The organism is Citrobacter sedlakii, from assembly GCF_018128425.1.
Classification (GTDB): domain Bacteria; phylum Pseudomonadota; class Gammaproteobacteria; order Enterobacterales; family Enterobacteriaceae; genus Citrobacter_A; species Citrobacter_A sedlakii.
In genome coordinates this window covers 2,549,994-2,562,697 of the sequence record NZ_CP071070.1, presented here as the reverse complement: position 1 = coordinate 2,562,697, position 12,704 = coordinate 2,549,994, and the positions used below count along the sequence as shown (strand labels likewise).

Here is a 12,704-nt window from a genome sequence, read left to right as displayed (position 1 = left end):
AAGTCGGGGCGGGCCGTGTGGCGTTTAAAACGACATCCTGGTGACTTATTAGAATCATCCGAAACCAACTTCGTGTGGAGTGGTCGCTTGAAAAAAGTGGAGATGTATTCCAGGCTTACTTAACACGCTGAAAAACAAGAGGACGGAAAATGAACAAGAACGTAGCAGGAATTCTGAGCGCAGCGGCGGTATTGACTATGCTGGCAGGCTGTACGGCTTACGATCGTACAAAAGACCAATTCGTTCAGCCGGTAGTAAAAGACGTGAAAAAAGGCATGAGCCGTTCACAGGTTGAACAGATTGCCGGTAAACCTTCTTCTGAAGTCAGCATGATCCATGCTCGCGGTACCTGCCAGACCTACATTCTGGGTCAACGTGATGGTAAAGCTGAAACCTATTTCGTCGCCCTTGACGATACCGGGCATGTCATTAACTCTGGCTATCAAACCTGCGCCGAGTATGACACCGACCCCCAGGCTCCGAAGCAGTAATGACTGTCTAAAGCCTGAACAGCACGAAGAACCGGCCATTGCGCCGGTTTTTTTGTAGCGGCATGATCTTAATTATTGAAGCGAATTATTTGCCTGAAATGTGAAGGGGGTCATAACGTCAGGTCAATGAGAGACAATTTAGTTGGTCAAGGAAATACCATCCGCGGGTCCGATACCGTATACTCATTTCAGACACAGAAATAAGTCTTTCGATTACGCAAGTTGTCCAGTGCATGGATGCAGGTTTGAGACTTGCGGCGTGTCTGGTTAACAGATAATCGCACTTGAGGAACGTTTTATGGAAAAGAAACACATTTATCTGTTTTGCTCTGCGGGCATGTCTACCTCTTTACTGGTGTCGAAAATGCGCGCACAGGCTGAGAAATACGAAGTACCGGTTATTATTGAAGCATTCCCGGAAACCCTTGCCGGAGAAAAAGGCCCGGCGGCAGATGTCGTATTATTAGGACCGCAAATTGCTTATATGTTGCCCGAAATTCAGCGTTTGTTACCTGACAAACCTGTAGAAGTGATTGACTCGCTGCTGTATGGCAAAGTCGATGGTTTAGGCGTGCTTAAAGCTGCGGTTGCAGCAATTAAAAAAGCCGCTGCGAATTAATATTTTAATTTTTTCCCGTCAAAGAGTTATTTCATTTACATATACCGCAATGTCACATTGCGGTTTTTAAGGGTATTTTTCTATGAGTAACGTCATTGCTTCACTTGAAAAGGTACTCCTTCCTTTTGCTGTAAAAATAGGAAAGCAGCCACACGTTAATGCAATCAAAAATGGTTTTATTCGTTTAATGCCGTTGACCCTCGCTGGGGCCATGTTTGTATTAATTAATAACGTTTTCCTGAGCTTTGGGGAGGGGTCGTTTTTTTATTCCCTCGGCATTCGGCTGGATGCGTCTACCATTGAGAATCTCAATAGTCTGAAAGGCATCGGTGGGAACGTCTACAACGGTACGTTAGGCATTATGTCCCTGATGGCGCCGTTCTTTATCGGTATGGCGCTGGCAGAAGAACGTAAAGTCGACGCCCTGGCAGCCGGCTTATTATCCGTCGCGGCATTTATGACCGTTACGCCCTATAGCGTCGGTGAAGCCTATGCGGTGGGCGCAAACTGGCTGGGCGGCGCGAATATCATTTCCGGTATTATTATCGGTTTGGTGGTTGCGGAAATGTTCACATTCATTGTCCGCCGTAACTGGGTGATCAAATTACCCGATAGCGTACCAGCATCTGTCTCCCGCTCATTCTCCGCATTAATTCCAGGTTTTATTATCCTCTCTATCATGGGGATCATCGCCTGGGCGCTGACCACCTGGGGAACGAACTTCCACCAGATCATTATGGATACCATTTCTACGCCGCTGGCGTCGCTGGGCAGCGTGGTGGGTTGGGCTTATGTTATCTTCGTTCCGCTGCTGTGGTTCTTCGGTATTCACGGCTCCCTGGCGTTGACCGCGCTGGACAGCGGCATCATGACCCCATGGGCGCTAGAGAACATCGCTATTTACCAGCAGTACGGTTCCGTTGACGCCGCGCTGGCCGCCGGCAAGACCTTCCACATCTGGGCAAAACCGATGCTGGACTCCTATATTTTCCTCGGCGGCAGTGGCGCAACGCTTGGCCTGATCATTGCTATCTTCATCGCGTCTCGTCGCGCCGATTATCGTCAGGTCGCCAAACTCGCGCTGCCGTCAGGCATCTTCCAGATTAACGAACCGATTCTGTTTGGTCTGCCGATTATCATGAACCCGGTGATGTTTATCCCGTTCATTCTGGTACAACCGATTCTTGCCGCGATTACGCTGGTGGCGTACTACCTGGGCATTATCCCGCCGATTACCAACATCGCGCCGTGGACCATGCCCACCGGCCTGGGCGCCTTCTTTAACACCAACGGCAGCGTCGCTGCGCTGCTGGTGGCCTTGTTCAACCTGGGTGTGGCGACGTTGATTTACCTGCCGTTTGTTGTGGTGGCTAACAAAGCGCAGAACGTCATTGATGAAGAAGAAAGCGAAGAAGACATCGCCAACGCCCTGAAATTCTAAATTTTAACCGGCATGTGGTTACGCATGCCGGGTCGTCAAAGAGGAATGATTTATGATGGATCTTGATAGCATTACCGATGCGCAAACCGAGGCTGAAGAGCTTGAAGAAGTGGTGATGGGGCTCATCATCAACTCCGGACAGGCGCGCAGCCTGGCCTACGCAGCGTTGAAGCAGGCAAAGCAGGGCGACTTTGCGGCGGCGAAGACGATGATGGAACAGTCGCGCATGGCGCTGAATGAAGCCCATCTGGTGCAAACGAAACTGATTGAAGGCGATCAGGGTGAAGGTAAAATGAAAGTCAGTCTGGTTCTGGTGCATGCGCAGGATCACCTGATGACCTCAATGCTGGCGCGCGAACTGGTGTCAGAATTGATAGAGCTTCACGAGAAGCTGAGCAAGTAAGGAGTTGATGATGCAACTGCAGGCTACCGCTACCGTACCGGAAATCACCGTTGCCCGCGAACAGCAACTGTTTAATGGCAAAAATTTCCACGTCTTTATCTATAACAAGACAGAGAGCGCCTGCGGCTTGCATCAGCACGACTACTATGAGTTTACGCTGGTGCTCACCGGCCGCTATTACCAGGAGATTAATGGTAAGCGTGTGCTGCTGGAGCGGGGGGACTTTGTGTTTGTCCCGCTGGGTTCTCATCACCAGAGTTTTTACGAGTTCGGCGCCACGCGTATTCTTAACGTCGGCATCAGCAAACGTTTTTTTGAACAGCACTATAGCCCGCTCATGCCGTACTGTTTTGTGGCATCGCAGGTCTATCGCACCAACAGCGCATTTTTAACCTATGTCGAAACAGTGATTGCCTCGCTCAACTTTCGAGATACCGGGCTGGAGGAATTTGTGGAAGTGGTCACCTTCTACATTATCAACCGCCTGCGTCATTATCGTGAGGAACAGGTGCTGGATGATATTCCGCAGTGGTTAAAAGCCACTGTCGAAACCATGCACAATAAAGAGCAGTTTGGTGAAAACGCGCTGGAAAATATGGTTTCCCTGTCCGCAAAATCCCAGGAATACCTGACGCGAGCGACGCAGCGTTATTATCGAAAAACGCCGATGCAGTTAATTAACGAAATTCGTATTAACTTTGCCAAAAAACAGCTGGAGATGACGAACTACTCCGTAACCGATATCGCCTACGAGGCCGGATACAGTAGCCCAAGTTTGTTTATTAAAACGTTTAAAAAAATGACGTCGTTTACGCCAAACAGCTATCGAAAAAAACTGACGCAATATAATCAGTAAAAACTTTATTCAATAACCTGATTTTAAAGCTTGCCCAATATTAACGCGGGACCCCCGCGTTACACCTGAAAAAAGGGCCGAGCATAATTCACGCCAGTGTCTGACACTGAAGGGAGAAATTATGAGCCAGAAATTAAAAGTCGTCACTATTGGTGGCGGGAGCAGCTACACCCCAGAATTACTCGAAGGCTTTATTAAGCGCTATCATGAGCTGCCGGTCTCTGAATTGTGGCTGGTTGACGTGGAAGGCGGCGAAGAGAAGCTGGATATCATCTACCGCCTGTGTCAGCGCATGGTTGAGAAAGCGGGGGTGCCGATGAAGGTCTTTAAAACCCTCGATCGCCGCGAAGCGCTGAAAGACGCAGACTTTGTAACCACCCAGTTGCGCGTCGGACAATTGAAAGCCCGCGAGCTGGATGAACGCATTCCGCTGAGCCAGGGATACCTGGGACAAGAAACCAATGGCGCAGGCGGTCTGTTTAAGGGCCTGCGCACCATTCCGGTGATTTTTGACATCATTAAGGATGTGGAAGAACTTTGCCCGAATGCGTGGGTCATTAACTTCACTAACCCGGCGGGTATGGTGACCGAAGCGGTGTATCGCCACACCAACTTTAAGCGCTTCATTGGGGTGTGCAACATTCCTGTCGGCATGAAAATGTTCATCGGCGATGTGCTGGGACTGAAAGAGAGCGATGCGCTGTCTATCGATCTGTTTGGCCTGAACCACATGGTGTTCATCAAAGATGTGTTCGTCAACGGGGAGTCGCGCTTTGCTGAACTGCTGGATGGCGTCGCTTCCGGTCAGCTTAAAGCGTCCGGCGTGAAGAACATTTTTGATCTGCCGTTCAGTGAAGGTCTGATTCGCTCATTGAATCTGCTGCCGTGCTCGTATCTGCTGTATTACTTCAAGCAGAAAGAGATGCTGGCCATTGAAATGGGCGAATACTACAAGGGCGGCGCGCGCGCGCAGGTAGTGCAGAAAGTTGAGAAACAGCTGTTTGATCTGTACAAAAATCCGGAGCTGAACGTGAAGCCGAAAGAGCTGGAGCAGCGCGGCGGCGCTTACTACTCTGATGCTGCGTGCGAAGTGATTAACGCCATTTTCAACGACAAACAGACTGAGCATTATGTCAACGTTCCGCATCACGGGCACGTTGATAACATTCCGGCGGACTGGGCGGTGGAAATGACCTGTACGCTGGGCCGCGACGGCGCGAAGCCGCATCCGCGAATCACCCATTTTGACGAAAAAGTGCTGGGGCTTATCTATACCATCAAGGGCTTTGAAGTGGCGGCCAGCAAGGCAGCATTGAGCGGTGAGTTTAACGACGTGCTGCTGGCGCTTAACCTCAGCCCGCTGGTCCATTCGGATCGCGATGCGGAGACCCTGGCGCGTGAGCTGATCCTGGCGCATGAAAAGTGGTTGCCTAACTTTGCTGGCTGTATTGAAAAACTGAAAGGCGCACAACACTAAAGAGGTTGACTATGGAACGCGTACTGATTGTCAATGCGGACGATTTTGGCCTGAGCAAAGGACAAAACTACGGCATCATTGAGGCCTGTCGCCATGGGGTGGTGACTTCCACCACGGCGCTGGTGAACGGCGAGGCCATTGAGCATGCGGCGCAGTTAAGCCGCGAACATCCGTCGCTGGCCGTCGGGATGCACTTTGTTCTGACGCTCGGCGCCCCGTTAACCCGGATGCCAGGGCTGACCCGGGAAGGGCGTCTGGGGAAATGGATCTGGCAGATGGCGGAAGAGGATACGCTGCCGCTGGATGAAATCGCCCGCGAACTGGAGTGTCAGTATCAGCGTTTTATTGATCTGTTTGGGCGGGAGCCTACGCATCTGGACAGCCATCATCACGTGCATATGTTCCCGCAAATTTTTCCTGTCGTCGCGCGTTTTGCCGCCGAACGGGGAGTGGCGCTGCGTATCGACCGCCAGCCGGTGTTTAATGCCGCGGACCTGCCGGCAACGTTGCGAAGTTCGCAAGGGTTTAGCAGCGAGTTTTACGGTGAAGCGATTTCCGAAGCGTTGTTTCTGCACGTTCTGGACGCCTCTGCGGCGCGTGGGGAGGCTTCACTGGAAGTGATGTGTCATCCGGCGTTTATCGACAATGTGATTCGTCAAAGCGCCTACTGTTATCCCCGCCTGACTGAACTGGAGGTACTGACGTCCCCGTCGCTGAGGAAGGCGATTATGGAACGCGGCTACCGTCTGGGCAGTTTTCTTGATGTGTAGTGCCTGAGTTTGCGGCGCATACATAATGCGCCGCATTTTTTACTTATTGATTACGCCGGGATTAGCGGCACTTTACCGGTTCGTGACCACACGCGGTGCGCGGCCATCAGCGTAAACAATGCGTCCATAAACTGACCGTCCACGTTGTCTGCTTCGACAAGACCTTCTTCCCCCTGACTGTCGACATTCAGCACAGCTTTAAAGCGTCGTGCATCGCCCGCCAGAGCGATAGGCTTGAGGTGTTTATAGGCTTCGAGCAGATAGTAACGGGCGTCGCCACTGTTTTCGATATCCGCGATATCGCCGCACGGCACAATGACGGCATCGACGGTAAGGGATGGCGCGCCAGCGAAGGTGGCGGCAATGGTCAGAGTAGAACCGTCGTCGGCCACCACTTCACCCATGCGTGAGTAAAGCAGTTTCGCATGAACGCCTTTTGCTTTCAGCGCTTGCAGGATAGCCAGCAGGTCGGCGGATTTAACCTTACCGTTCAGTAAAATCCCCACCACGCGGCCTTTAATATCACCGTCGGGGATCGCATAAAGACTCAGCGATGGATCTTTCTTCAGTCCGTTGACGTCCGGCGGCGGGGCGATTTGCGTTTGTTCCGGCGTCAGTTCAATGCCCAGATTCTTCGCCACTGCTTGCGCCAGCGTTATGTCAATATGCGCCAGTTGATCCACAACCCGTTCGCGTATATAAGCGCGAACCACTTTACTGAGCTCAAAGCTGAAGGCATCGACGATATGCAACTGCTCAACCGGCGTCTGGCTCAACCAGAACAGGCGCGGGTGAGCGTAATATTCGCCAAAGGATGGGCTACGTTCGCGTACTTTGTTGCCTTCAACGCGCTCCTGATAAGACTCGAAACCTCCCCGCTTAGGCGCTGGCGGCGTTTCACGCGGCCAGTTGTCGTTGATCGAATTGGGCTCATAGTTAGCCGGGTTAGTATCGATGCCCATCCGGTGCATACCGTCACGCTGGAAGTTGTGATACGGGCAGGTTGGACGGTTGATAGGGATTTCATGGAAGTTAGGCCCGCCGAGGCGGCTGATTTGTGTGTCGGTATACGAGAACAGTCGGCCCTGCAGCAGCGGATCGTTTGTGAAATCAATACCGGGAACGATATGGCCCGGGTGGAACGCGGCCTGCTCGTTTTCGGCAAAGAAGTTGTCCGGATTACGGTTCAGCACCATTTTCCCTACGCGCTGCACCGGTACCAGCTCTTCCGGGATAAGCTTGGTTGGGTCCAGCAGGTCGAAGTCGAATTTGAATTCGTCTTCTTCCGGAATTAGCTGGAATCCTAATTCATATTCCGGGAAATCACCGGCTTCGATAGCTTCCCACAGTTCGCGGCGATGGAAGTCCGGGTCGCGACCGGTGAGTTTCTGCGCTTCGTCCCATACCAGCGAAGCCTTGCCCGCCAGCGGTTTCCAGTGGAAGCGTACAAACGTCGCTTTCCCTTCGGCGTTAATCAGTCGGAAGGTATGAATACCGAAACCTTCCATGGTGCGATAGCTCCGCGGGATGCCGCGATCCGACATCGCCCACATGACGTTGTGCAGTGTTTCAGGCTGTAGCGAAACATAGTCCCAGAACGTGTCATGGGCACTTTGGCCTTGCGGAATCGCCCAGTGCGGTTCGGGCTTAACGGCGTGGACGAAATCCGGGAACTTATGCGCGTCCTGTATAAAGAAAATGGGGGTGTTATTGCCCACCAGGTCGAAAATGCCTTCTTCAGTATAAAACTTGGTGGCGAATCCACGGATGTCACGTACGGTGTCCGCTGAGCCAGCGCCACCCTGTACCGTGGAGAAGCGCACAAATACTGGCGTGATTTTGTCCGGATCGGAAAGGAAAGCGGCTTTGGTGATATCGCTCAGGTTTTTATAGGGCTGAAAGTAGCCGTGCGCCGCGGACCCACGCGCGTGAACAATACGTTCCGGAATACGTTCATGGTCAAAGTGGGTGATTTTTTCGCGCAGGATAAAATCTTCGAGCAGCGTAGGACCGCGGCTACCGGCGCGTAAGGAGTTCTGATCATCGGCGATACGCACGCCCTGATTGGTGGTGAGCGCGAAATTTTCGCTGCCTTTACGCACGCTTCCGAGATCGTTCAGCTTTTCATTTCCGGTCTCCGGCGCTTTCAGGCTGCCGGGGGCTGTTGGCTGTGCGCCCGGCGGAGTGGGTTCCGGGGACGGGCGATGCGAGCCGTCCTCAGGCGCCAGAGAGTCAAGTCCCGGCTGCGATTCACGGGTGTCGTGGACAGGGGACTGATGAGGATGGGGATTTTTCTCATTATGCGACATTGAACTCGTCTCCATTTTTCATGGCTGAAAAGACCGTTTTATTTGTTAAAACCCCACTAACTATAGACCACCACGGAGATTCTATCGGAAGACCACGGCATGGTTACGGCGAGCCGACGCGCAAAGCGCACGTGCAGAGCAGGACGGGCAGGGGAAAAATCGGCTAAGATAGTTCTTTTCTGATTTTTAGCATCGGTCTTAGTGAAGCAATTAATGATGAAACCTCTACGCCAACAAAATCGCCCGGTTATTAGCTATGTCCCGCGAGTGGAACCCGCGCCGCCTGAACATGCGATAAAAATGGAAGCGTTTCGTGACGTGTGGATTTTGCGTGGAAAATATGTCGCGTTTGTCTTACTGGGTGAGTCGTTCCAGCGATCGCCCGCCTTTACCGTACCGGAGTCCGCTCAACGCTGGGCAAACCAGGTACGGCAGGAAAATGAAATCGCTGACTAATGCGCCATAAAAAAACCGCCCCGAAAGGCGGTTATTATCGTTAAAGAAGGGCGTTTTTTCGCTTAGCGATGCGCCAGTTCGGCGTCTTCTTCACTGTCCAGAATGGTTTTATCGGTTTGTTTCAGCCACTGGCTGGTCAGCGTACCAGCGGTCATGGAGCCGCTCACGTTCAGCGCGGTACGACCCATGTCGATCAGCGGCTCAACGGAGATCAGCAGCGCCACCAGCGTGACTGGCAGGCCCATTGCGGGCAGAACAATCAGTGCGGCGAAAGTTGCGCCGCCACCAACTCCCGCCACACCAGCGGAGCTGACGGTGACAATGCCAACCAGCGTGGCAATCCAGACCGGATCGAGCGGGTTAATACCTACCGTCGGGGCGACCATCACCGCCAGCATAGCCGGATACAGACCGGCACAGCCATTCTGACCAATGGTCGCGCCAAACGAGGCGGCGAAGCTGGCGATGGATTCCGGCACGCCGAGACGACGGGTTTGCGCTTCAACATTCAGCGGAATAGACGCGGCGCTGGAGCGACTGGTGAAAGCGAAAGTGAGCACCGGCCAGACCTTACGGAAGTATTTCAACGGGCTGACGCCATTAACGCCCAGCAGCGCGCCGTGGACAACAAACATTATCGCCAGCCCCAGATAGGAGGCCACCACAAAACTGCCCAGCTTAATGATGTCCTGCAGGTTGGAGCCCGCCACGACTTTGGTCATCAACGCCAGTACGCCGTAAGGGGTTAACTGCATCACCAGGCGGACCAGCTTCATTACCCAGCTTTGCAGGGTGTCGATAGCGGTTAATACGCGCTCGCCTTTAGGCGCGTCATCTTTTAGCAGCTTAAGCGCAGCCACGCCGAGGAACGCAGCGAAGATCACGACGCTAATGATAGAGGTCGGATTCGCGCCAGTCAGATCGGCAAACGGGTTTTTCGGTACAAACGACAGCACCAACTGCGGGACGCTGAGGTCTGCGACTTTTCCGGCATAGTTGGTTTCGATAGCGTTAAGGCGCGCCGTTTCGGCGCCGCCCTGCACCAGCCCTTCTGCGGTGAGGCCGAAAAGGTTGGTCACCAGCACACCCACCAGTGCGGCGATAAGCGTAGTAAACAGCAGCGTGCCGATGGTCAGGAAGCTGATTTTTCCCAACTGTGAAGCGTTGTGCAGGCGGGCTACCGCACTCAAAATAGAGGCGAACACCAGCGGCATCACGATCATTTGCAGCAGTTGTACATAGCCATTACCGACAATGTTGAACCACTGTACGGAATCTTTGAGTACCTGGCTGTCAGAACCATAAACAGTATGGAGGGCGAGGCCAAAGACCACACCCATGACCAGACCAACCAGTACTTTCTTTGCCAGACTCCACTGTTTATGACGGGTTTGCGCCAGCGCAAACAGCAGAATGACGAACACCACGATGTTCGCGATTAATGGAAAATTCATCCCCGTTCTCCTGATTTTATTATTCGTCTCGCTATCTGGAGCGAGCCTGTTGGCGCAAGAGTAGCAGAAGTGTGAACCGGCTCTTATATTCAAATGGAATTGTTTATGCCAAAAATGACAATTTCGCTGATTTACTAATCGATCTGATGTTTTATAAAGCGGTTGAACTGCATTTGCAGCGTATTGATCATGTCGGATGACCAGCGTACCGCACTGTTCTGGGGCAACGACTGGGGCATCCACACCGCCCAGGCAAACAGTGCCATGCAGAGAAAACGCTCCAGTTGATTCCCTTTCTGCGGGACGAGGATCGGTAACCGGAAACGCCAGCGACACGGCCAGAGCAGTGGAACGCCTGCCGGGGTGAGCATGTCGGCGAGAATATGGCTCAGATAGCCGAGAACCATACCCTGTAAGGCATCCGCCGGAATGATCCAGGTCTCTGGCACTTTCAGATAGAACGTCGCCAGCAAGGCAAAGACGGCGAGCAGGCTGTGCGTGAACCCGCGATGCCCGAACGCCCGGGCGATCGGTTTTGAAATCCACTTCAGCCGTTGCCCGAGAAACGACTTCGGGTGATCGATATCCGGCAGCAGACAGGTCAGGATGGCGGAAGGAACGATATGCCACCAGTCGCCCTGTGCAAGCACGGGCGTCAACTCGGCGTTCTTGGCGAACACCGCGCAGGCAATAGAAAAGAGAAGGTGACCTTCCGCCGTCATGATACAACCCAATAAACTGTTAATTCGTACAGTATAGGATTTTTATACAGTAGGCGGAAGTGGTGACGTTGTAACTCTTTGTCAATATTGCGCGATTAACGCGCTAACCAACCGCCATCCACCGCCAGTGTGTAGCCATTGACGTAATCCGAGGCTCGAGACGCGAGGAAAACCACCGGGCCTTGCAGGTCCTCCGGCGTACCCCAACGTCCGGCGGGGATGCGATCGACAATCTCTTTGTTGCGCTCTGCGTCTTCACGCAGCTGCTGCGTGTTATTGGTCGCCATATAGCCGGGAGCAATGGCATTGACGTTTATCCCATATTGCGCCCATTCATTCGCCAGCAGCCGGGTTATCCCGAGGATGCCGCTCTTTGACGCGGTGTATGAGGGAACGCGGATCCCGCCCTGAAACGACAGCATTGACGCGATATTAATGATTTTTCCGCCATCACCCTGGGCAATAAACTGGCGGGCTACGGCCTGCGAGAGAAAGAAGACGGATTTCAGGTTCAGATTCACCACGTCATCCCAGTCTTTTTCGCTGAAATTGAGCACGTCTTCGCGGCGAATGATGCCGGCGTTATTCACCAGAATGTCGAGACGACCAAACTGGCCGACGGCTTGCGCGACGATATCCGCAAGAGGGTCTTGCTGACTGAGATCGGCCTGAATAGCGAAAAAACGGCGACCGGTCGCCGCGACTTTGGCGGCGGTGTCATGGGGTATTTTACGGTTCACCCCGATGATGTCGCAGCCCGCTTCGGCAAGCGCGACGGTCATTCCCTGGCCAAGTCCGGTATCGCAACCGGTAACAAGAGCGACTTTACCTGTAAGAGAAAACGCATTCAAAATCATAGTGACCTCGGCGACCCGCTGTTATTCGTTATTTGCCCGCAGAAAAGGATAGAAGAGGAAGACACAGAACACAATACAAAATGAAACAATGTTTTATTTTTGTTGGTGGGATGGGGGAAACGGGCAATGCCTGACACTGCCCGTGCGTGATCAACCGCGCAGATCGGCGGCGGTAAGTTCAGTCAGTGAGGTCAGCTTAACGTTGGCAAGCGCGAAACGTGGGTCGTGTTGGTCCTCTTTTGCAGGCACGACAATGGAGCGCATTCGCGCCGCCTTAGAGGCCACCATGCCGTTGACGGAGTCTTCCAGCGCGACACAGGTAAGCGGATCCACCCCCAGTTTTGCCGCACAGTCGAGATAGACCTGCGGATGTGGCTTACTGTAAGGCAGTTTTTCCGCCGAGGCGAGGGCGTCGAAGCTGTCGCGCAGGTCAAACATGGTCAGCACTTTCTCCAGCATGTGCAGCGGCGATGCCGATGCCAGACCCACGAGCAGCCCCTGTTCTTTACACAGCGCCACGGCTTCTTTTACGCCGGGGAGCAGCGGGCGCGTCTCTTCGACCAGCGTGATTGCGCGGCGAATAATGCGCTCAGTCACCTCCTGACGGCTCGGGCCGTTCCAGGGTTGCTGGGCGAACCAAAGATCAACCACCATGTCGATGCGCAGTCCAAGCGTATCGGGAAGTTCATGGCGGCGGGTGATATCTACGCCTACACTTGCCAGCACGTCCAGTTCAGCCCGATCCCATAGTGGTTCGGAGTTAATCAGCAAGCCATCCATATCGAATATTGCCGCAAGAATTTGACGCGGAATTGTCATTACCACCTCTCCTTATAGAGCGTTCAGGGG

General features: G+C 53.2%; 13 protein-coding genes. 8 read left to right on the top strand and 5 right to left on the bottom strand.

The window, feature by feature from the left end:
• The first annotated feature begins 149 nt into the window (after window positions 1-149).
• The 7 genes from osmE to chbG all read left to right on the top strand — a co-directional run bounded on the left by osmE (window position 150) and on the right by chbG (window position 6,057).
• Window positions 150-491 (top strand): osmotically-inducible lipoprotein OsmE, encoded by a 342-nt coding sequence (gene osmE / locus JY391_RS12270; RefSeq protein ID WP_042287504.1) that lies wholly within the window; start codon window positions 150-152, stop codon window positions 489-491.
• A 298-nt stretch (window positions 492-789) separates the two neighbouring features.
• The gene (gene chbB, locus JY391_RS12265; protein WP_042287501.1) at window positions 790-1,110 is read left to right on the top strand and encodes a PTS N,N'-diacetylchitobiose transporter subunit IIB; all 321 of its coding nucleotides are present in this window, start codon (window positions 790-792) and stop codon (window positions 1,108-1,110) included.
• A gap of 82 nt (window positions 1,111-1,192) precedes the next feature.
• Window positions 1,193-2,551 (top strand): PTS N,N'-diacetylchitobiose transporter subunit IIC, encoded by a 1,359-nt coding sequence (gene chbC / locus JY391_RS12260; RefSeq protein ID WP_042287498.1) that lies wholly within the window; start codon window positions 1,193-1,195, stop codon window positions 2,549-2,551.
• A 52-nt stretch (window positions 2,552-2,603) separates the two neighbouring features.
• Entirely contained in the window at window positions 2,604-2,954 is a 351-nt protein-coding gene (gene chbA, locus JY391_RS12255; protein WP_042287495.1) for a PTS N,N'-diacetylchitobiose transporter subunit IIA, read from the top strand.
• Window positions 2,955-2,961: 7 nt separating this feature from the next.
• Window positions 2,962-3,810 carry a transcriptional regulator ChbR gene (chbR, locus tag JY391_RS12250; RefSeq protein ID WP_082636792.1) on the top strand — a complete coding sequence of 283 codons (849 nt, stop codon included), beginning with the start codon at window positions 2,962-2,964 and terminating at the stop codon, window positions 3,808-3,810.
• Window positions 3,811-3,931: 121 nt separating this feature from the next.
• Window positions 3,932-5,287, top strand: coding sequence for a 6-phospho-beta-glucosidase (locus JY391_RS12245; RefSeq protein WP_042287485.1), 1,356 nt, complete (start codon window positions 3,932-3,934; stop codon window positions 5,285-5,287).
• Window positions 5,288-5,298: 11 nt separating this feature from the next.
• A complete protein-coding gene (gene chbG / locus JY391_RS12240) occupies window positions 5,299-6,057 on the top strand; it encodes a chitin disaccharide deacetylase (protein WP_211934383.1) in 759 nt (252 codons plus the stop codon).
• Window positions 6,058-6,107: 50 nt separating this feature from the next.
• Here chbG and katE read toward each other — a convergent pair whose 3' ends face one another.
• On the bottom strand, window positions 6,108-8,366 hold the full coding sequence (katE, locus tag JY391_RS12235; protein WP_211934382.1) for a catalase HPII: 2,259 nt from the start codon (window positions 8,364-8,366) through the stop codon (window positions 6,108-6,110).
• Window positions 8,367-8,579: 213 nt separating this feature from the next.
• On the opposite strand from katE, the gene cedA reads away from it, so the two are divergent.
• The gene (gene cedA, locus JY391_RS12230; RefSeq protein WP_042287478.1) at window positions 8,580-8,822 is read left to right on the top strand and encodes a cell division activator CedA; all 243 of its coding nucleotides are present in this window, start codon (window positions 8,580-8,582) and stop codon (window positions 8,820-8,822) included.
• Between the two features lie 62 nt (window positions 8,823-8,884).
• Here cedA and tcyP read toward each other — a convergent pair whose 3' ends face one another.
• The 4 genes from tcyP to hxpB form a co-directional block, all read right to left on the bottom strand.
• Window positions 8,885-10,276 (bottom strand): cystine/sulfocysteine:cation symporter, encoded by a 1,392-nt coding sequence (gene tcyP / locus JY391_RS12225; RefSeq protein WP_042287476.1) that lies wholly within the window; start codon window positions 10,274-10,276, stop codon window positions 8,885-8,887.
• Window positions 10,277-10,410: 134 nt separating this feature from the next.
• Window positions 10,411-10,998 (bottom strand): metal-dependent hydrolase, encoded by a 588-nt coding sequence (locus JY391_RS12220; protein ID WP_042287473.1) that lies wholly within the window; start codon window positions 10,996-10,998, stop codon window positions 10,411-10,413.
• 95 nt (window positions 10,999-11,093) lie between these two features.
• Window positions 11,094-11,855 (bottom strand): 2-dehydro-3-deoxy-D-gluconate 5-dehydrogenase KduD, encoded by a 762-nt coding sequence (kduD, locus tag JY391_RS12215; RefSeq protein ID WP_211934381.1) that lies wholly within the window; start codon window positions 11,853-11,855, stop codon window positions 11,094-11,096.
• A gap of 150 nt (window positions 11,856-12,005) precedes the next feature.
• Complete coding sequence (gene hxpB / locus JY391_RS12210; protein ID WP_181821422.1) at window positions 12,006-12,674, bottom strand: hexitol phosphatase HxpB; 669 nt, start codon at window positions 12,672-12,674, stop codon at window positions 12,006-12,008.
• Between the last annotated feature and the right edge of the window lie 30 nt (window positions 12,675-12,704).

Coding starts and splice junctions, on each gene's coding strand:
- osmE (WP_042287504.1), top strand. CDS start 150: ATGAACAAGAACGTAGCAGGAATTCTGAGCGCAGCGGCGGTATTGACT.
- chbB (WP_042287501.1), top strand. CDS start 790: ATGGAAAAGAAACACATTTATCTGTTTTGCTCTGCGGGCATGTCTACC.
- chbC (WP_042287498.1), top strand. CDS start 1,193: ATGAGTAACGTCATTGCTTCACTTGAAAAGGTACTCCTTCCTTTTGCT.
- chbA (WP_042287495.1), top strand. CDS start 2,604: ATGATGGATCTTGATAGCATTACCGATGCGCAAACCGAGGCTGAAGAG.
- chbR (WP_082636792.1), top strand. CDS start 2,962: ATGATGCAACTGCAGGCTACCGCTACCGTACCGGAAATCACCGTTGCC.
- JY391_RS12245 (WP_042287485.1), top strand. CDS start 3,932: ATGAGCCAGAAATTAAAAGTCGTCACTATTGGTGGCGGGAGCAGCTAC.
- chbG (WP_211934383.1), top strand. CDS start 5,299: ATGGAACGCGTACTGATTGTCAATGCGGACGATTTTGGCCTGAGCAAA.
- katE (WP_211934382.1), bottom strand. CDS start 8,366: ATGTCGCATAATGAGAAAAATCCCCATCCTCATCAGTCCCCTGTCCAC.
- cedA (WP_042287478.1), top strand. CDS start 8,580: ATGATGAAACCTCTACGCCAACAAAATCGCCCGGTTATTAGCTATGTC.
- tcyP (WP_042287476.1), bottom strand. CDS start 10,276: ATGAATTTTCCATTAATCGCGAACATCGTGGTGTTCGTCATTCTGCTG.
- JY391_RS12220 (WP_042287473.1), bottom strand. CDS start 10,998: ATGACGGCGGAAGGTCACCTTCTCTTTTCTATTGCCTGCGCGGTGTTC.
- kduD (WP_211934381.1), bottom strand. CDS start 11,855: ATGATTTTGAATGCGTTTTCTCTTACAGGTAAAGTCGCTCTTGTTACC.
- hxpB (WP_181821422.1), bottom strand. CDS start 12,674: ATGACAATTCCGCGTCAAATTCTTGCGGCAATATTCGATATGGATGGC.